General features: G+C 69.6%; 18 protein-coding genes. 5 read left to right on the top strand and 13 right to left on the bottom strand.

The genetic code is table 11. The features are described from left to right. The first annotated feature begins 348 nt into the window (after nt 1-348). Both AB0M35_RS28825 and AB0M35_RS28820 read left to right on the top strand, forming a co-directional pair. Entirely contained in the window at nt 349-2,229 is a 1,881-nt protein-coding gene (locus tag AB0M35_RS28825; protein ID WP_363749328.1) for an ATP-binding protein, read from the top strand. Nucleotides 2,230-2,405: 176 nt separating this feature from the next. Then, entirely contained in the window at nt 2,406-2,903 is a 498-nt protein-coding gene (locus AB0M35_RS28820) for a GNAT family N-acetyltransferase (protein ID WP_363749326.1), read from the top strand. Nucleotides 2,904-3,031: 128 nt separating this feature from the next. Here AB0M35_RS28820 and AB0M35_RS28815 read toward each other — a convergent pair whose 3' ends face one another. Then, a complete protein-coding gene (locus tag AB0M35_RS28815) occupies nt 3,032-3,502 on the bottom strand; it encodes a hypothetical protein (protein ID WP_363749324.1) in 471 nt (156 codons plus the stop codon). A 70-nt stretch (nt 3,503-3,572) separates the two neighbouring features. Here AB0M35_RS28815 and AB0M35_RS28810 point away from each other — a divergent pair, with 70 nt between their 5' ends. After that, entirely contained in the window at nt 3,573-4,010 is a 438-nt protein-coding gene (locus AB0M35_RS28810; RefSeq protein WP_363749322.1) for a MarR family transcriptional regulator, read from the top strand. A 222-nt stretch (nt 4,011-4,232) separates the two neighbouring features. Here AB0M35_RS28810 and AB0M35_RS28805 read toward each other — a convergent pair whose 3' ends face one another. From AB0M35_RS28805 to AB0M35_RS28785, 5 genes are all read right to left on the bottom strand, one after another. Next, a complete protein-coding gene (locus AB0M35_RS28805; protein ID WP_363749320.1) occupies nt 4,233-5,042 on the bottom strand; it encodes a methyltransferase domain-containing protein in 810 nt (269 codons plus the stop codon). 108 nt (nt 5,043-5,150) lie between these two features. After that, on the bottom strand, nt 5,151-6,410 hold the full coding sequence (locus AB0M35_RS28800) for a mandelate racemase/muconate lactonizing enzyme family protein (protein WP_363749318.1): 1,260 nt from the start codon (nt 6,408-6,410) through the stop codon (nt 5,151-5,153). A gap of 1 nt (nt 6,411) precedes the next feature. Further along, nucleotides 6,412-7,236, bottom strand: coding sequence for a carbohydrate ABC transporter permease (locus AB0M35_RS28795; RefSeq protein ID WP_363749316.1), 825 nt, complete (start codon nt 7,234-7,236; stop codon nt 6,412-6,414). Next, entirely contained in the window at nt 7,236-8,216 is a 981-nt protein-coding gene (locus tag AB0M35_RS28790; RefSeq protein WP_363749314.1) for a sugar ABC transporter permease, read from the bottom strand. The genes AB0M35_RS28795 and AB0M35_RS28790 overlap by 1 nt, the downstream gene beginning before the upstream one ends. Before the next feature lie 4 nt (nt 8,217-8,220). Beyond that, a complete protein-coding gene (locus AB0M35_RS28785; RefSeq protein WP_363749312.1) occupies nt 8,221-9,489 on the bottom strand; it encodes an extracellular solute-binding protein in 1,269 nt (422 codons plus the stop codon). A 154-nt stretch (nt 9,490-9,643) separates the two neighbouring features. Between AB0M35_RS28785 and AB0M35_RS28780 the strand changes: the two genes are divergently transcribed. Further along, on the top strand, nt 9,644-10,414 hold the full coding sequence (locus tag AB0M35_RS28780; protein WP_363749310.1) for a FadR/GntR family transcriptional regulator: 771 nt from the start codon (nt 9,644-9,646) through the stop codon (nt 10,412-10,414). Nucleotides 10,415-10,471: 57 nt separating this feature from the next. Here the strand turns inward: AB0M35_RS28780 and AB0M35_RS28775 are convergent, their stop codons facing one another. From AB0M35_RS28775 to AB0M35_RS28745, 7 genes are all read right to left on the bottom strand, one after another. Further along, nucleotides 10,472-11,857: an RICIN domain-containing protein gene (locus AB0M35_RS28775; protein WP_363749308.1), complete on the bottom strand. Its 1,386-nt coding sequence runs from the start codon at nt 11,855-11,857 to the stop codon at nt 10,472-10,474. 136 nt (nt 11,858-11,993) lie between these two features. Beyond that, entirely contained in the window at nt 11,994-13,562 is a 1,569-nt protein-coding gene (locus AB0M35_RS28770; RefSeq protein ID WP_363749306.1) for a hypothetical protein, read from the bottom strand. Nucleotides 13,563-13,580: 18 nt separating this feature from the next. Beyond that, entirely contained in the window at nt 13,581-13,862 is a 282-nt protein-coding gene (locus AB0M35_RS28765; RefSeq protein WP_363749304.1) for a YciI family protein, read from the bottom strand. Continuing rightward, nucleotides 13,859-15,181: a hypothetical protein gene (locus AB0M35_RS28760; protein WP_363749303.1), complete on the bottom strand. Its 1,323-nt coding sequence runs from the start codon at nt 15,179-15,181 to the stop codon at nt 13,859-13,861. The genes AB0M35_RS28765 and AB0M35_RS28760 overlap by 4 nt, the downstream gene beginning before the upstream one ends. Nucleotides 15,182-15,224: 43 nt before the next feature. After that, nucleotides 15,225-15,986, bottom strand: a complete 762-nt coding sequence (locus AB0M35_RS28755; RefSeq protein WP_363749302.1) for an SDR family oxidoreductase — start codon at nt 15,984-15,986, stop codon at nt 15,225-15,227. Next, entirely contained in the window at nt 15,983-16,963 is a 981-nt protein-coding gene (locus AB0M35_RS28750) for a transketolase C-terminal domain-containing protein (RefSeq protein WP_363749301.1), read from the bottom strand. Before AB0M35_RS28750 ends, AB0M35_RS28755 begins: the two co-directional genes overlap by 4 nt. Next, nucleotides 16,956-17,891: a thiamine pyrophosphate-dependent dehydrogenase E1 component subunit alpha gene (locus AB0M35_RS28745; protein WP_363749300.1), complete on the bottom strand. Its 936-nt coding sequence runs from the start codon at nt 17,889-17,891 to the stop codon at nt 16,956-16,958. The genes AB0M35_RS28750 and AB0M35_RS28745 overlap by 8 nt, the downstream gene beginning before the upstream one ends. Nucleotides 17,892-18,020: 129 nt before the next feature. Between AB0M35_RS28745 and AB0M35_RS28740 the strand changes: the two genes are divergently transcribed. Next, a complete protein-coding gene (locus AB0M35_RS28740) occupies nt 18,021-19,151 on the top strand; it encodes a mandelate racemase/muconate lactonizing enzyme family protein (protein WP_363749299.1) in 1,131 nt (376 codons plus the stop codon). Nucleotides 19,152-19,259: the final 108 nt, after the last annotated feature.

Genomic DNA, 19,259 nt, shown 5'->3' with positions numbered 1-19,259 from the left:
CTAGACGCCACGGTTTAGTGCGCACCCACCACACCAAAACCCCAGGTCAACGCCCTACACCCAGCCGAATCCCGACCCCGTGATAAGAGTCAGGTAGAAGAGCGATCACGGACCTCACGCACATTTTCCGGGCTAACGGCCGAAGACTCGACATCCGGGGGATCCAGCGGCCCCAAGCACGAAGCATGCTCACCTGTTTGCTCCGCCCGCTACCTGGCTGGAGCAGAGACCGGCACCAGGGGACGTAGCTTCCCGCAGGCCGACCTCATGCGCTACGCGAGGGCAGGGCCCTGCTCTCGCGCTGACCCCGAAACGTCGAAGTTCACGCGGTGCGATCACACTGGTCACATGAGCAGCAGCCCAGCGGCGACCGCGCGAGAATGGGTGGCGTCCCGCAGCTGGGACCGGTTTGTCGGAAGCCCGGAGTCCGCGGTCCTGGACGTGAAGTCCGGCGTCTACCCGCTCGACGATCCCGCCGGCGCCGGCGAGCTGATCAAGGACGTGGCCGCGTTCGCGAACAGCCGGGGCGGGCTGCTGCTCGTCGGATTCGGCACACGGGTCGAGAACGGTCGCGAGATCATCGATGAGTTGAAGCCCGTCCCGGCGCGCCTGGTCGATGTCGATCGGTATCGCAAACTCGTCCGCGACCGCGTTCGACCTCTCGTTCGTGATCTCAGCGTCGACTTCTATCCCGTCGATGACGAGCGCGGTGTGCTGGTCATCGACATTCCCTCGCAACCTGAAACGGCCAAGCCGTTCGTCGTCCCTGGACCCGACGGCAGGAAGACGCCCACGGCGGTCGGTGTCCCGATCCGAGATGCGGACGCGACCCATTGGCTGTCTCATGATGGTCTTCAGCGGCTGCTCTCGACCGGCTGGAATGCCGTGGGCGGCCCACGAGCGGACATCATCGACGCGTTGAACAAGGCCGTCGCCGCCGCAGTTCCCGCGTTCCCGAAGCCTGCCCATCCCGAGGTGGGCGAAGGCGCCGGACGTCAGCGCCGGAACTTCACCACCGCGTACGCCGCCGGAGGTGGACAGACTGCCCTCGGGTATCCGACGCAGCCGGTCGCCGCGGTTGGCCCCGGCCTGATCCAACCGCTCGCCGGCCGCGACGGCGCGCCCGGTCCAGTAATGACCGTGTTGCCTGACCGAGGGGGCGCGGTTGTTCCGGGCGACATCTGGGAAGACCTGTGCGAGGCGGGCAACGCCGCCGACACGGAGACGGCCATCAGCAACGTCGGCCTTCCCTCGGCCCCGGCCACCACCTCTCTGCTGATCCGCGCCGACGCGCAGACGGTCGAACTGGAGGGCGGCCGGTGGGGACCCGGCCGGCTGGCCCAGGTGTCGCCGGGCGGACGGCTGCTGTGGCGGCCGCACACTAGCCGTGACTTCGAGATGCACCACAACAACTTCGCGAGCGGCGAACTCACCGAGCTGTACCTGCGTGCGGTCCTCGACGTCACCTGGCAAAGCTGGAAGTACAGGCCGCAGTCGCTACCGGTCGCGGTCCGGCATAGGCACCGCGACCTGCTCACTGAGTCCGGCCTCGCCGCGCACATGTCCAGGCTCGTGCACCGCCACACAGAGGAAGTCGTTGCGCCGGCGTGGAACCTGGCTAGCGGCTCCGACAGCAATCACTCGGCCATCAGTTCTCACGTCCGGGCACAGATCACCCCGCCTGACGGCCCGCCGGTGGTGACCGCGAACTCGGTGCTACAAACCGGCAATTGGCGTTCTCCGTCGTCGGTCCTGGCCACTGTTGACCTGGGCACTAATCTTCGACCGCTCCCGAAGCTGCACCGTCCGTTGAACCGGGGCAGTATGCAAGCGATGCGTTCTCGCATGTCGCTCGTCGACCTCGTTGACTCTCTGGTCGCGATGTGGGAGGCCGTAGTCTCGCTGCCCGAGGCGCTGGAGCCCGACTTCATGAGGCTGCCGTACGCGGCGCCCCCATTCGTCGTCTTCTACATCCACGCCGGAACGGCCGCGCGCGACGGCCGGGACGAGGGCGTCGCCCGCCAGCTGAATCTCCCGGACGTCCTCGATCTCACCCCGCTCGGCGATGGCCCACACGATGTTTCCCGGACGCAGACGGGCCTACGCATTGTCGGTCCGTTCGAGCCGGACCGCGTAGCCCGCCAGCGCCTGGTGGTCGACAGCCTCAATGATCTGGCCCTCAGCTGGGGTTTCCTCACCGCTGATGTGAACGGCTTGTTGTCCAACTGATACGGACTCACCCGGGACGGACCGCAATCTCCACCCCCGGCAGCCTCACAATCGCGTCGGCTTGCCTGGCAGGCGCCGCGTTTAAGACGTAGACGGACAGTGACCTCGGCACCGAAACGACGTACGATGACAGCGGCAGATGAGTTAATCCTTTGCCCGTTGTCCCCTCGATATGGATGATCCGGTCCGTGGGTCTCTCGAGTAACGGGCACGTGGATTCAGCAGCACCTCGGCGCGCTGGCTCCGAGGATGCCCAAGCGGTCGCCGACCTTCTCATCCGGTCCCGTAGGGCCGCGGTCGACGCCATCCCTGCCGCGGTCCACCCGGACAACGAGGTTCGCGAGTGGATCCGCGCCGTCGTCATTCCCGAGCGAGAGGTATGGCTGATGGAGAACGCCGGCAGCCGGCCACTGGCGGTGCTGGTGCTGGATGACGACTGGGTCGATCAACTCTACGTCGACCCGGCCTTCACCGGCAGAGGGTTCGGCTCCCGCCTCATCGAGTTCGCGAAGTCCCGCCGGCCAGCAGGTCTTCAGCTGTGGACGTTCGCGACCAACACCGGGGCGCAGAGGTTCTACCTTCGCCACGGTTTCAGCGTGGCGGAAGCGACCGACGGGTCCGGCAACGAGGAGAAGGCGCCCGACATCCGGTTTGTTTGGACGGCGCCACCGTAGTCGCCGAGGCAACTGCCACTGCCACGATCGGACGCAGGGCACCCGGGATCCTCGTCACGCCGGGTAGTGCCCGATCGGCGGCAGATCCGTGCACTTGCTGGGAGGCTGTGCTGCCTGCTGGTGAGTGTTCAGTCGCCCGATGCGCCGGACGACGCTGTGTAGCAGGTTGATCTCGATGAGGTCGGGGGGAAGCGCAGGGTAGCCCAGAACGGGATCGGGTCCGGTCCAAGCAGGTCTCTGCTGGCCAGCCACATCGTGAGTGCCATTCCGTGGGTGCCCACCACCAGCGTTCTGCCCAGGCCGGCTGCGGCTGCCGCATGGCGAATGACGGCCTCATCGAAACGGTGGACGACCTGGTCTTGTGCTTCCCACCCCTGCAGGCAGGCACCCTTCAGATAGGAGCGGGCGGCGGCCCGTCCGGCCGGACCGAGCCGCCAGCGCTCGGCCGGTACCGCCGGTTCGACCACCGGCATCGCGTGCCGCACCAGCACCAGGCGGGAGCCCGGCAGCGTCACGGACTCGCCGCGATGGCACCGGTTGTAGCGATCGAGCTGCGGCAGATCCAGGTGTCCTCGCCGGCCACAGGTCATTCCGGCCATGCTCTTGATCTGAAGTCAGGTTGAGGTTCTACCGTCATCCTCAAACCGTTCACTACCGAAGGTAGATCACGTGATGACACAGCAGTTGTCCGACGCCGAACTCGCAGGCCAACCTGCCGCCTATTGGACCGGCGTTGCCTACGAGTCGCTCATCGCCTTCACCCGCGCCCGACATGCCGAACACGGCTTCACTCAGCCTCAGTTCTGGCTGCTGCGCAACCTCTCCAAGAATGACCTTCTACCGGATGGCGACGGGCTGACCATGCCTGAACTCCAGCAAGCAATGAGCTCGTACCTCAGGGCCGAAGACGACCTGGACGCTGAAGCGAGGGCTCTGCTGGAGCGCGGGTGGCTGACCCGCGGCGAAGAAGGAAGACTACGGATCACCGACGCAGGAGAAGAGGCTCGCGTAGCATTAAGCGACACGCTCCGGCGATCCGAGCCCAAATCCACAAGGGTATCGATGATGCCGACTACGTCACGACCCTCAAAGTACTCCGGCAGCTGATCCGGAACACCGGTGGCTCGATATAGAGAAGGCTCAACCAATTGCTTCCCTGTATCGACACGGGCCGCAAGGATTGCCGACATCCGCTCATCGGCAAAGTCGGACGTTGCGGGGGCGGGGCTGCGGACCACCGTTGCGGCGGGTTCAAGTTTGTCGGTGGCCGCGTCACAGCCAGAGGCTGGGGTCGACGACGCATGTCCTGGCCGAGCGAGCGTCTCTCCGTCAGGCCCGGCAGACGATCTCGCCGTGCAGCACGGCGAACCAGGCATCCGCTGCTTCGGCCCACTCCCGCCAGCCGTCCGAGATGTTGCGTAGGTCCTGCGCCGTGGCGACGCCTGCGGCCAGCACCTGTCGGGCCAGGTCCGAATTCAGGATCCGCTCGGCCCACATCCCGCCCCACCACTGCCGGTCCTCCGGCGTGGCGAAGCACCAGGTGCTCGCCGTCGCCCTGACGTCGGTGAACCCGGCGGCGTTCGCCCAGGAGAGCAGACGCCGGCCGGCGTCCGGCTCGCCTCCGTTGGCGCGGGCGGCCTGCTGGTACAGGGCGAGCCAATCGTCCAGCGCCGGCACGCGAGGAAACCAGGTGAACGCCGCGTAGTCGCTGTCCCGCGCGGCGACGATTCCGCCGGGACGGCAGACCTGGCGCATCTCGCGCAGCGCCTGTACCGGATGGGCGACATGTTGAAGCAGCTGGTGGGCGTGGACGACGTCGAACGTACCGTCGGGGAGGTCCAGCGCGTGCACGTCGGCGACCGCGAAGTCGATGTTGCCCTGACCACGGGCGTCGGCCTCGGTGCGGGCGAGTTGGAGCGCGTCGTCGGTGATCTCCACGGCGGTGACTCGTCCGGGTGCCACCCGGGCGGCCAGGTCGACGGTGATGGTGCCCGGTCCGCAGCCGACGTCGAGCACCGACATGCCCGGCGCGAGGTGCGGCAGCAGGTACGCCGCCGAGTTCTCGGCGGTACGCCATCGGTGTGAGCGCAGCACCGACTCGTGGTGTCCGTGGGTGTAGACGTTCGGTGCGGCCGGCATGCGCGAATCCCCCTCGATCGACTACCGCAACCCTAACCAACCCATCCCATTATCCGGTAAGAACTTCTCGCAATATGAAACGCACCGATCCAGACCCGTACGACAGGTTCAGGGAAAGTGCTGCCTGGCCGGCGGCCGGTGGATCTGTCCGTCGGGCTCGTGGTTGTCACGGGACGCTGGGGTGGGTGCCGCGACGGGCCACCGCCGGGTGGGAGGTAAGCCGTCGGCCTCCGCCAACAGGCGGCGTCCGGCTCGCTCCGGGCGTACGTGCGGGCCCTCGGACGCCGGCGGCGGCGGACGCCGGTCGGCGGCGGAGATGCGTTGTTCGTCGAGGCGTACGCCGAGTCCGGGTGAGTCCCCGAGGACGAAGGCGCCGCCTTCGACCTGGAGGTCGAAGGTGATGCCGACCGGTGCGGACAGTTCCTGCAACTCGCTGGTCAGATGGTTCGGCACCGAGGTGGCCGCGTGCAGCAGCCCCACCAGGCTGTTGCCGATCGGGCTGACCGGCAGGTCGTGCGCGTGCGCCAGGGCGGCCACCCGCAGGAAGTGGGTGATGCCACCGACCGCGGCCGTCTGCACGATGTCGACGGCACCGGCGGCGATCAACGGCGGGTACTGCTCGAAGCCGGTGAGGTTCTCGCCAGTGGCGATCGAGGCGCGGACGCCCCGCCCGACGGTGGCCAGGCCCTCGGCGTCCCAGCGCCGCACCGGTTCCTCGATCCAGATCAGGTCCAGGGTGCGTTCGAGTTCGCAGACGTGCCGGACGGCCTGCTTACGGGTCCAGGCCTCGTTGACGTCGAGCATGAGACCTGGCCGCCGCCCGTGCCCGGCCTCGGTCAGGACCTCACCGACCAACTCCAGTCGATGCCGGTCGCGTTCGATGTCGAGGCCGCCCTTGAGCTTGGCGGCCCGCAGCCCGTGCCGGGCATAGCCCTGGTACGTGGCGACGAGTTCGTCGTCGCTCAGCGCGATGTCCAGGCCCGACGCGTACGCGGGGACCCGCCGGTCGCGTCCACCCAGCAGCCGCCACAGGGGCTCTCCGGCGACCTGCGCCTTGATGTCCCACAGCGCGGTGTCGAGTGAACCGATGGTGCCGAACACCGGGCCGGCGTGTCCCGCCTTGAAGGTGTGCCGCAGCATCCGGTCGTACAGCGTCGTCACCGCCCGGGGATCCTCGCCGTCGATGGCCGCGAAGATCCGTTCGATCTCGACGTGCGGGCCGATGCCGACGCCCGAGATGCCCAGGTCGGTCTCGACGATGACGATCGACACCGGGACCATCCCGTCGGTGAAGACGCCGTTGGCGTCGCCGACGGGCCGTCCCCATTCCTGCACGGTGCTGAGGGTCCGATATCCGGTGATCCGCATGTCACCCCTTCGTGGAGCCGGCGGCGACACCGTCGGCGATCTGACGCTGGAGAAAGAGGTAGACCACCAGGACCGGTATCGCGGCGATCAGAACCCCCGAGGCGAATGTGGGAATGTCGTCGGAGTACTGCCCGCGCAGCGAGGTCACCCCGACCATGAGCGTCCGGTGGTCGGCCGACGGCATCATCACCAGCGACATGAGGACGTCGTTCCAGCAGAACAGGGCGTTGAGGATGCCGACCGACAGCAACGCCGGGGTGCCCAGCGGCAGCATGATCCGGCGGTACACGCCGTACACGCTGTTGCCGTCGATCCGGGCCGCATCGATGATCTCCGACGGGATGGTCCGGTAGTAGCTGGTCATCAGGAAGACCGTGAAGGGCAGGAACTGGGCCACATAGACCAGGATCAGCCCGGGGTAGGTGTCGATCAGGGCGGTGTCCGCCATGATCCGGGCCAGCGGCACCATGATCACTTGGAAGGGTACGAACAGGCCCGCCAGGCAGCCCAGGAACAGCGCCGAGGAACCCCGGAACCGCAACTGGCTCAGGGCGAAGCCGGCCATCGAGCCGAACAGCAGCAGCAGGAGCACCGAGGAGGTCACCACGACCAGCGAGTTGACGAAGTACCGCCCCATCCCCACGCTGGTCCAGGCCGTGACGATGTTGTCCCACCGCAGGGCGTCGGCCAGGGCGAACCGGTCCAGGATGTAGTCCCGGCGGGTCTTCATCGCGACGTTGACGGTGAACAGCAGGGGGTAGATCGTCGCCAGGGCCAGCAGGGACATCGGCAGGGCGATCAGCCACCGCCCACGCAGATGGGACATCAGCTCTCCTTCCCGGCCCGCCTGAGCAGGTGGATCTGCAACAGCCCCACGACTAGCATGATCACGAAGAGCACGGTCGAGGCGGCCGAGGCCAGGGCGGGGCGGTTCATCTGGCCCTGCTGGATCCAGATGTAGTACTCCGGCAGGTAGGTGGAGCCCTCCGGGCCGCCACTGGTCATCACGTAGAGCAGGCCGAACATCGAGGTCAGCATCCCGATCATCGTGGTCACGAAGACGAACTGGATGGTCCGGGACAGCCCCGGGACGATCACGTGCCGGATGACCTGGGGCAGGGAGGCCCCGTCCACCCGGGCCGCGTCCAGCAGGGCACTGTCCAGAGTCGCGAAACCGGCCAGGAAGACCACCAGGGACATGCCGAACGTGGCCCAGACATGCACCCCGACCACGACGAACATGGCGATTCGCGGGTTACCGAGCCAGTCGGTCGGCGGCACGCCGACCGAGCCGAGCACGGCGTTGAGCGGGCCGTCGAAGGCGAGCAGCAGGTTGAAGATCGCGCCCACGATGACCGGCGAGAGCACCGCGGGAAAGAAGTAGACGCTGCGGTAGACGCGGTGACCGGGCACCCGGAGGTAGATGAAGGTGGCCAGCAGCCCGGGGATCGCCACCGCCACCGGCAGCAGCAGCACCAGCCATCCGACGTTGCCCAGGGCGGTGCGGAACAGTGGATCCGCGAACAATTCGCGGTAGTTGTCGACGCCCACCGCCGTCCCGTTACGCGCGCCGTCGCCGGTGAAGGAGAAGTTGACCCCGAGCAGCAGCGGGTAGAGCCGCAGCACCACGATGATCAGGACGGCGGGGGCGACCAGGAGGTACGGGGCGAGGCGCTCAGCGCGCGAACTGCCCGCCGAGCCGCGCCTGACGAGGCCACGGCGGCGGGCGGAGGTGCCACCCGCCGCTCCGTCGGCCCATCTGGATCCAGCCGGACGGACCGACGTCTGCGGGTTCCCGATCGGCACGCGCTCAGCCCGCCTGGTCGGAAGCGGCCAACTGCTTCACCACCTCGTCGACGGTGATCGAGCCGCTGAGCAGTTGCTGGGAGAGCCGTCCCATCAGGTCGATGGTCTTCGAGGAGAGCGCCACGTGCAGGGCCGGTTTGCCGTTCTTGAGCTCGGCGACGATGCCGGCCACGGCCGGGCCGCCCTGCGACACGTCGATGGTGGTGTCGGCGGCGATCGCGCCGGCGTCGGCGTAGAACGCCTTGAGCGCGTCGGTCGAGGTCAGGGAGCGCACCAGGTCGGCGGCGATCTTGGGGTCCTTCGTCCACTTCGCGACCGCGTACCCGATACCGCCGTCGTAGGCCAGGGTGGGAGTGGTGCCGTCGGTGACCACCGGGGCACTCATCACGCCGAGATTGTCGGCGGTGAGGAACTCGTTGAAGTCCTTCCAGTGCCCCACGTCCGACATCAGTCCGATGATGTGGGCCGCCTTACCGGACTGGAAGATCGCGAAGGAGTCGTTGAACATGGCGGTCGAGTTGGCGCCGTCGTTGTTGAGGCCCGCCTTGCCGGCCTCCTGCCAGAGCGCGAAGACACGCTTGACGTTGGCCGAGTTCCAGTCGCGCTTGCCGGCGATCCAGTCGTCGTACTCCTGCGCGGTGAGGATGCCGGAGCCCAGGGCCGAGAGCCAGAACTGGATGCCCACGCCCTCCTTGTTGCCCAGGGCGAAGCACTTGGCGCCGGATCGGGTGATGGCGGCGCAGTCGGCGAGGAACCTGCTCCAGGTGGTGGCCGGCGTCGCGGGGTCGAGCCCGGCCTTGGCGTAGACCGCCTTGTTGTAGTAGATGGGGTGGCCCTGCAACGTGACCGGGGCGGCGTAGGTCTTGCCGTCGGAGGTGAAGGCGTCCCAGCCGGCCAGTCGCTGCTTGTCCTCGGCCACGTACTCGTCCAGTGGCACCAGCGCGTCCGCCCGGTCCCGGATCTGGCCGCCGCCGTTGAAGAGCATGACGTCCGGTCCCTTGCCGGACTGGATCGCCGCACCGAGCAGCGTGTAGTACTGGTCGAACGGCTGCGCGACGAACTCGACCGCCACATCGGGGTGCTTCTTGGCGAAGTCGGCCTTCGCCTTGTCGAGATACTGTGCGGCGGAAGCCTCCCCGGACTTCCAGTCCCACACCACCAGCTTGTCTACGGCGCCGCCGGCGGAGCTGCCCGATCCGGTGGCACTTCCGCAGCCCGCCATCGTCACCAGTCCGACAACGAGGGCGGCCGACCATAACGCGCGCTGTTTCATCGTTGTTCACCTCTGAACGGGGATGGCTGACGGACCGGCCGCCACGCCGACAATCGATCGAAGGAACGTAACTCGTATGACGTCTGACGGTCAACCGGCGGGACGTACACTGATCTCCTGGACGTCGTGCCACGTCAAGCAAATCGGAGGGGACATGACGCCACCGCAGGAGACGACCCTGGACGGCCTGGCCAGCCCGGCCTGGGTCCGGCGACCCACGAACCTCGGCAGGGCGGTCACCGCCGAGTTGGTGCAACGCATCGTCCGTGGGGTGCACCCCTCCGGCACCGCCCTGCCACCCGAACCGGTGCTCTGCGAGACCTTCTCGGTCAGCCGGACGGTTGTCCGGGAGGCGGTCAAGGTCCTCCAGGAGAAGGGCCTGGTGCAGGTCCGCCAGGGCGCCGGCACCATGGTCACCCCCCAGTCGATGTGGGACATGCTCGACGAACTAGTGCTGGCGGCCACCATCGCCGAGGACGACAGCCTGGCCATCCTGGACGACCTCGTGGTCACCCGGCGGCTGCTGGAATCGGACATGGCCCATGTCGCCGCCCGGCTGGCCGACCCGGAGACCCTCGACCGGCTCCGCGCCCTGGTGGACCGGATGGATGAGCTGGTCGACGACCAGGTCGCCTACCACGACCACGACCGGGCCTTCCACGACGTGGTGATGCAGGCGTCCGGGAACCGCATCGCCCGGGGCGTCGTGCGGTCGCTGGAGAGCCAGGTGGTCAACACCGCGCGCTACATGGGCCGGACCCAACGTTCGCTGTGTGTGGCCTCCAACCGCGGGCATCGCCGCATCTACGAACGGATCGCCGCCCGGGATCCGGAGGGTGCCGCCGAGGCGATGTTCACCCACATCACCGAGGCGTGGCTGGTCCGTCGCAAGGGCTCCGGCAAGGCGACCCGACTACAGCGGTGACCGTTCGGCAGCCGCCAACCGTCGCAGAGACAGGTGGCGGCTGCCGGACGAGGTGCCTCAGGAGAACTGCGCGAAGAACCGCCAGATCTCACCCTTGGTCCAGGTGGTGACCCCGCTTTCGGCGTACGTGCCGTCCACCGGGCCGGGCATGTGCCCGTTGTCGAAGGCGGCCCACTGCACCGGGTAGCCCGAGCGGCAGCCCGAGTAGGCGGTGGTGATGTGGGTGCGGCTGCCGGCCCCCGGCTCCGGCGGGTTCTGGGCGTTGCAACCGTTGTTGCGGACGAAGGTGTCGCGCAGCGACCGCCCCTGGCCGATGCTCAGCACGTTGTCGGAGATGCCGTGCAACCCGAAGTACGCGATGGGCTGCGAGCCACCGGCACAGCCGCTGATCTGCGCACCGGCGATCACCGCGACGGCCCGGAAGACGTCGGCTCGGGCACAGGCGAGGGCGTAGCTCATGCCGCCGCCCCAACTGAAGCCGAGCGCGAAGCGCTGCCGCGGGTTGACGCAGAGGGCGCCCTCAATCCGCCTGATCATGTCGTCGACGAAGACGACGTCCTCGCCGCCGGCGTTACCCCAGCCGTTGCCGAGGCCCTGCGGGGCGACCAGGATCGCGGAGTTGTTCGCCTGCTCCTGCTGACCGTAGTAGGACCAGGCGGCGCCGCTGGTACCACCTGAGGAGACGTCCTGCATGGTGCCGCCGCGCCAGTGGAACCCGAAGATCAACCGGTACGGGTTGTTCTGGTTGTAGTTGGCGGGCACCCGCAGGATGAAGGATCGGCTCTTGCCGCCACTGGAGATCGTGTGCGTACCGCTTCCCAGGGTGGGGGCCTTGCCGCAGCCTGTGCCGCCCGGGGGTGGGTCGCCGCCACCGTCGACCCGGACGAGTTGCCACTGCTGGTTGGCGCCGTTCCAGTCGGCGTACTGCACGATGTTGCCGCCGTCGGCGGTGGACGCGCCCTGCACCTCCACGACCTTGTTGCTGTGCCGGCTGATCAGCCGGACGTGACCGCCGTCGGAGTCGGCCAGCCGGAACTGCTGGTTGGTCCCGTTGTGGTCCGACCACTGCACGATCGCGGCGCCGTCGGCGGTCGAGAAGTTGTAGACGTCGAGGACCTTGCCGGAATGCCGGGACTTGATCCGGTAGAAGCCGCCGCCGGAGTCCACGAACTGCCACTGCTGGTTGGTGCCGTTGTTGCGGGTCCACTGGCTGATCCGCGCGCCGTCGCCGGTCGCCGAGGCGTACAGATCCAGCGCCTTGCCGCTGTTGCGGTTCACCAGGACGTACCAGGCGTTGGTGTCAGGCGTCGCCGCGGCGGCCGGGGCGGCGTGCACCGCGACGAGCGTGCCGGCGGTCAGGACGACGGCGGCCACCGCCGCCAGTCCTGACCGCCATCTGCGGCGTGGTGGAGAGGCAGGACGGACCTCACCGATGACGTTCATGGCCGACTCCTTCGATCGGGGTCTCACCCGTGGCGTGCGCCCGAGCGTGCCCGGCCGGGCCGGCATGGTGGTGGCGCCGGCCAGGCAACCCATCGAAAGCTAACTATGAAAACGTCATACGTCAAACGACAGAGGTCTATCCGGCGGAGTGCGCGTGGCGGGTGGCCCGCTCAGCCAGCCACAGCCAGCGTCGCTGCACCTCGCCACCGGTGGCGGCGACCATCGCCAGGGCGTCGCCGCGCACCTTGCCCAGCCCGTCGGCGTCGGCCGCCGGGTCGTCCAGCAGGGCCGCACCGTCCCGGAACGCCTCCGCCTCCGCCGAACCGCCGAACCGGGGCGCCACCTCGTCGCGCCAGAAGTCGGCCCAGCTCAGCTCCGGGTTCCAGGAGAACCGGGCGTACGCCAGGTAGCTGACCTCGTTGGTCGGGTGGTACGCGGACGCCTCGGCGAAGATGGTCAGCCCACGCATGCCGGCGGCGGCGGTCCGGGTCGCCATGTCGGTGTACATCTCCGGCACCCAGGAGTGGCGCTGCCGGTTCCACTGCGACCCGGCGTGGGTGCGCAGCACGTTTGTGGTGTGCGGCAGCGCCGCCACGTGCTCGGCGGTCAGCCGATCCCGGTTGTCGTACCAGAAGCCCCGGTTGACGCAGTACTGGTACGCCACGTCGTCGGGCAGGTCGGCCAGCGGCCCTTGCGCGTCCAGGTCGAAGATGTTGTCCCAGTACACCTCGACCAGGTGCCGCAGCGGCACGCCCGCCGGGCCGGTACGCCGGGCGGTGTCCAGCAGGGTCGGGTACACCGACCGCATCGCCTCGTACGACCAGGAGGTGCGTTCGCCACCGGTGTGCGCGGTGCACCGCGCGCAGGCGCAGCTGCCGTAGTCGCCGGTCTCGAAGTTGATCCCGCCGACCGGCAGGGTCTCCAGCAGCCAGTCGATGGCGTCGCGGTTCCAGGCCAGGTTCTCCGGCTGGGACGGGCAGGCGGCCATCATGTACTCGCTGGCCGGGAAGTGCAGGTCACCGAACTCGTCGATGTCGAAGCCGACCTTCTTGGGCAGCTCGGCGGCCAGATCGGGGCGCTGACGCAGCCAGGTGGCGAGGTTGTACCGGTGCCGGCCGTCGAAGTAGACGCCGCCGTAGGCGTTGATGCCCACCCCGGCGATGATCCGTACGCCTCGGGCGTTGGCGTACTCGCACAGTTCGCGGGCCGCGTCGACGCCGCCGTGGGCGTCGCGCAGCAGCCCGTACACCACGATCCCGCCGATGCGTTCGGCGCTGCAGAAGTCCACCAGCCGCCGGTAGTCGGCCCCGAAGGCGTCGGCCCCCTTGGCGTACGGGTTCAGCGCGCCGATCTCCTGCTGGCCGAGTTGACGCAGGTCCCAGTTGGTGGAGTGGTCCCAGGTCCAGAGGGTACGCAGCGGCAGCCCGGGGGCGCTTTCGTACGACCCGACGGGCAGCCCGGCCGGGGTGGCCCGGGCCAGCAGGTCCCGCACGCCGTAGATCAGACCGGCGAAGGGGTCACCGACGATCCGGATCTCCCCGGTGGTCGGCACCTCGACCCGGAAGCCGCCCTCGGGCAGCGCCGGGTCGGGCGTGAGCCGTACCAGCTCCGTGCCCGGCCCCAGCGCCTCGACCAGCAGCGTGGCCGCGTACGGCGCGTGTTCGGCGCCGAGCACCCGGACGCCGGCGAACGGACGGAACGACATCATGACCTCCCGATGGACTCAAGGGGTGGCGGCGAGGTATTCGACGACCTCGATGGTCGTCCACACCTGGTTTCGCCAGTACGGATCGTGTTCGACGAGGGCGCGGGCCGCCGCCGCGTCGGCCGCCCGCAGCACGAGCACGGAGGCGCGCAGGTCGGCGTGGGCTCCGGCGATCAGGGCGGTGCCGTCGGCCAGCAGTTGCCGCACGTACGCCAGGTGGGCCGCCCGGTGCGGTTCGCGGCGCCGGGCCGCGTCGGCGGCGAAGGTCGCGGTGACCAGCCAGGTCGGTTCGAACTTCACGCGTCCGCCCCGATCGCCCCGACGAGGCGTTGCAGGGCCACCCGGTAGACGGTCTGCGGCCGACCCGCGCCGGTGCTGACGTGCACGCCGACCTCCTCGGCGAACCCGGCCGCCCGGAGTGCCTTGAGCAGCCGGCGCGCCGAGCGGGCCTCAACCCCGTACGCGTCGGCCAGCCCTCGGGCGGTGACCTGGTTCGGGTCCATCTGGTGCAGCGCCTCCAGCAGCCGCCGGGTGGACAGCGGCCCAAGGCGCAGCTGCTCGGAGACGCGCAGCACGCCGGGGGCGGTCTCGCGCAGTCGTTGCTTGACCGCGCTGCCCCGGGTGGAGTAGATCTCCCCGTCCGGGAAGACCACGTGGGTGTCGCCGTTGCCCCGGCCCAGGGCGAGCGCCTGGCGGGCGTTGGCCTCGGCGGCGGCGATGGTGGTGCCGGCGCCGAAGCCGACGGTGTGTTCCCCGTCCACGCCGCGCAGGGTGAGCAGGGAGGCGTGACCGGCCCGGTGTCGGGCGATGGCGCTCTCCACAGTGCCCCGGGTGGTGGTGATCAGCAGGGTACGGTCGTCGATGGTGTTGAGTCGCCCGCGCATCCGTTCGGCGTGCTCCAGCAGCGCCTCGCGCAGCCGCAGGCGCTGCCGTTCCGCCTGGTACGGGTCCTGCGGCCGGGTGCCCGACTCGGCCACCTCGATCATCATCACCGCGATCTGGGTGGCCCGGGACTGGCGTACCTCGGCGGCGAGCCAGGCCCGGCGCAACGCGTCACGCACCGAGGCGCGGGTGTGCTCGACACGCCAGACCGGCACGCCGCGCTCGCGCAACTCCCGGTGCACCGCGCCGAGGCAGGTCAGGCACGCCTCGACCGCCCCGGACTCGTACCGTTCGCGGTGGTAGGCGGTGACCTCGGCCAGCCCGGGAAGCAGCAGGCCCGACGCGTCGGCGATGGGCAGGATGTCGGTGGGCGGGGTCAGTTCGATGTCGTGGTACGTCTCCCGGACGGTGTCCGCCTCGATGGTGTCCACACTGACCCGGGGCAGCCGGCCGGCACCGGCGAGCAGCATCCGGGACAGGGTGCGGTACAGGTCGATCCCGGCGTGCCGGATGTAGTCGATCTCGGCGCGCAGCCCACCGGCTGATGCGGCGAAGGTGTACGGAATCCGCCCGGTGAACAGCAGCACCTGACACAGGTCGTCCAGCTCGCGGGCCAGTTCGGGGGCCTGCTCGGGGTCGGTGTACGTACGGACGCTCACCTCCTCCGCGCGGCCTTCCCCGGCTGCCACCTCCTGCACGAGCCGGATCGAGTCCTCCGGGCCGATGATCCCGATCACGCTGCCGCCTCCACGTCGTCGCCCTCGCTGTCGGTCAGGCTGCTCAGCCGGTGTAGACGGTGCCGGTGATGCCGGCGCTGGCCGGTGATGCCAGCAGCGCCAGCACCGAGGCCACGTCCTCGGGTCGGCCCAGGGCCGCCTCGATCCGGGCGACCTGGGCGCCGTTGACGCCGTTGGCCCGCGCCTCGTCCAGCGACCGCCGCATCAGCGGGGTGTCGATGTCGCCGGGGCAGAGGGTGTGCACCCGGATCCCCTGTGGACCGAGGTGCCGGGCTAGCGTCAGCGCCAGGCCGTGCAGTCCTCCCTTACTCGCGCCGTAGGGTACCGACCCGGATCCGGTCAACACCCCCGCCTTGGAGCCGACCAGCACCAGCACCCCGTCACCGCCGGCCAGATGCCGCACGGCGTGCTTGGCGACGAGGAACGGCCCGGTGAGGTTGACCGCGATGACCTGCTGCCACAGCTCCAGCGGCAGGTCGGCCAGCTCCGTGCCCTGACCTCGCATGACGCCCGCGACGTGCAGCACCGCGTCGATCCCGCCGAGGTCGACGGCGACCGTGTCGAGTGCTGCGGCGACCTGCGCCTCCACGGTCACGTCGACCGGGTGGGAGCAGGCGGTCGCCCCGACGGTCCGGGCCTGCTCGGCGGCGTCGGCCGCACCGGCGGCGTCGGCGTCGAGCACGGCGACGGCCGCGCCGGCCGCGGCTGCGGCCCGCACGGTGGCCAGCCCGATGCCGGAGGCGCCGCCGACGACGACCACCCGACGGCCGGTGAGCAGGCCGACCGTCGGGGCGACACCGGTCACCGCCGGACCGTCCGACGGACCGCCTCGACCACGTGGGCCGCCTCGGGCACCACGGCCTTCTGCAACGCCGGGGCGGCCGGCATCGGCACGTCCGGCGCGGCCACCCGGGCGACCGGGGCGCGCAGGTCGGTGAAGCACTCGGACGCGGCCCGGGCGGCGATCTCCGCGCCGAACCCGCCGGTCAGGTTCGCCTCGTGGGCGACGACCAGCCGGCCGGTGCGGGAGATCGAGGCGCCGACGGTGTCGAAGTCCAGCGGGTTGAGCCAGCGCAGGTCGATCACCTCGGTCTCGATGCCCTCGGCGGCGAGTTCGTCGGCGGCGGCCAGCGCTGCCGGGACCATCCGGGACCATGCCACGACGGTGGCGTCCCGGCCGTCGCGGACCACCCGGGCCCCGCCGATCGGCTCGACCGGCGCGTCGGTGCGGACCGGACCGCGGGTCGGGTAGAGCATCCGGGCCTCGGCGACCACCACCGGGTCGTCGCTGACCACGGCGGTCCGCAACATCTGGTACGCGTCGTCCGGGGTGGACGGCAGCGCCACCCGCAGACCCGGGGTGTGCGCGAGGTACGCCTCGATCGAGTGGGAGTGCTGGGCGCACGCCCCCGGCGAGTAGCCCTGCTGCATCCGGATCACCAACGGCGCCTTCCACCGGCCGGCGCTGGAGTAGCGGATGTTGGCGATCTGGTTGACGAGCTGGTCCATCGCCACGAAGGTGAAGTCGGCGTACATGATCTCGGCGATCGGCCGCAGCCCGGTCATGGCCGCCCCGAGGGCCATGCCGAGGAAACCGGTCTCCGAGATCGGGGTGTCGAAGATCCGCTCGGAGCCGAACCGCTTGTGCAGCCCCTTGGTGGCACCGAACGGGCCACCGGGCAGGGCGACGTCCTCACCGAAGTAGACGGTGTCGGACCGGGTGTCCAGCGCCCAGGTGAGCGCCGCGTTGACGGCCTGGATGTACCGCAACGACTCAGACATAGACGTACTCCTTGACGGTCGCCGGGTCCGGGTACGGCACGGCGCGGGCGGCGGCGATGGCGGCGTCGACCTCGGTGGCCACCTCGGCGTCGATGATGTCGAGGCGGGCGGTCAGGTCGGCATCGGCGGCGGCCCGGATGCGGGCCAGTGGCTCGCGTTCCCGGGCGGCGGCGATCTCGCCGGCCGGCCGGTAGTGCTGCACGTCGCCGCTGTAGTGGCCGACGAGACGTTCGGTCATCGCCTCCACGATGGACGGACCCGAGCCCTCCCGGGCGCGGGTGACCGCCTCGCCGACCGCCTCGGCGACCGCGTCGGGGTCGTTGCCGTCGACGACTCGGCCGGGGATCCCGTACCCGGCGGCCCGCTCGGCGAGTTGACGGACGCGGACCATGTCCTCGATGCGGGACATCTCCGAGTAGACGTTGTTCTCCACCACGAGAACCAGCGGCAGGTCGAGCACGGCGGCCATGTTGAGCGCCTCGTGCACGTTGCCCTGGTTCATCGCGCCGTCACCGATGCTGACCAGCGAGACCGCACCGCTGCCGGTGCGCTGCGCGGTGAGCGCGGCGCCGGTGGCGATCGGCACTCCGGCGCCGACGATGGAGTTCTCCCCCACGAACCAGCGGCCCGGGTCGGACAGGTACGGCGAGGCGGCCCGGCCGCCGTTGACGGCCGAGTCGCGGCCCATCATCTCGGCGAACAACCCGGCCATGTCCACACCCCGGGCCAGCGCCCAGCCGTGCCCCCGGTAGGTCGCCGTCACGTAGTCGCCGTCGCGCAGCGTACGTGCGGCGCCGACCGGGATGGCTTCCTGACCGTTGCACAGGTGGATCGAGCCCGGGATCTCGCCGGCGTCCTTGAGGGCGGTCAGCCGCTCCTCGAACCGGCGGATCCGGGCCATCGCCCGGTAGTCGTCCGGCAGACCCATCACACCCCCCAGATGATTTAGAGCCCTATTCCGGCTCGTTCGGATTGGAGCCTAGACCAGGGGCATCATGCTATGGAAGAGTGCAGAAGCAAGTTTGTGGCCGTTATAGGTCTCTAATTTGGGGGCAGCATGGAGATCACCGCCGTCGAGTCGGTGGTGCGAGGCGACGCGCACTTTGTCGCGGTACACACGTCGGCCGGGCTGGTCGGCGTCGGACAGTCCGCCTGCTGGGGCTATCCGGCCGCGGTGCACGCGGTCGTGGAGGCGTTCCGCCCGTACCTGCTCGGCGCCGACCCGAACCGGATCGAGCACCACTGGCACCACCTCTACCGGATGGGCCCGTTCCGGGGTTCGGTGCTCACCGCCGCCGTCTCCGCGATCGACCTGGCGCTGTGGGACCTGCTCGGCAAGCGCCTGGAGGTGCCGGTCTGGCAGTTGCTCGGCGGCCGGGTACGCGACAGGATCCGGCTGCACCTGCTGCTGCCCGGTACCGGCGCACAGGCCCTCGCCGAGCAGGCCGGCGCGGCGGTCGCCGACGGGTTCACCGCGGTGAAGTTCGACCCGCTGCCGGCGAACTACGGTGACCTGTCGCTGGCCCGGCTGGTCGCCGAGACCGAGGCGACCACCGCCGCCGTGCGCGACACCGTCGGCCCCGACGTCGACCTGCTCATCGAACTGCACCGCAAGCTCACCCCGTTGCAGGCCGAGGCGGTGATACCGGCGGTCGGCCGGCTGCACCCGCTGCTGGTCGAGGACCCGATCCAGATCGACAGCGTGAGCAGCCAGGCCGAGGTGACCCGCCGCGCGCTCGGGGTGCCGATGGCCAACGGGGAGCGGCTGCACACCATCTGGGAGTTCAAGGAGCTGCTGGCCCAGGGCGGAGCCCAGTACGTCCGCCCCGACCTCGGGCTGGCCGGCGGGATCAGCCACGCCCGCAAGATCGCGGCGCTGGCCGAGTCGTACCACGCGGCCGTGGTCAGCCACAACTGCCTCGGGCCACTGCTCACCATGGCCTCGGTGCACCTGGACACCGCGATCCCGAACTTCGTGACGCAGGAGTACTCCCCTCTCGACGACACCCTCGCCGACGGTCCGGCCCGGGCCTGTGTCCGCCGCCAGGGCGGTTTCCTGCCGGTGCCCGAGGCGCCCGGCCTGGGCGTCACTCTGGACCTGGCCGACGAGACTCCGCTGGACCTCACCGGCCGTCCGCTCACCCGCATCCCCTACCGCGCCGACGGCTCCGTCGCGTACGCGGTGTAAGGAAGGGCACCTTAGAGCGACCGGCAGTAGGTCGGGGGTGTGGGCGATGGGGACCCCGGGGTAGCAAGCAGGCACGGGTCCATTGATCATCGGAGTTCTCTACGCTTC

Source organism: Micromonospora sp. NPDC051196, from assembly GCF_040682415.1.
Taxonomy (GTDB): domain Bacteria; phylum Actinomycetota; class Actinomycetes; order Mycobacteriales; family Micromonosporaceae; genus Micromonospora.
This window is presented reverse-complemented; position numbering and strand designations above follow the sequence as displayed.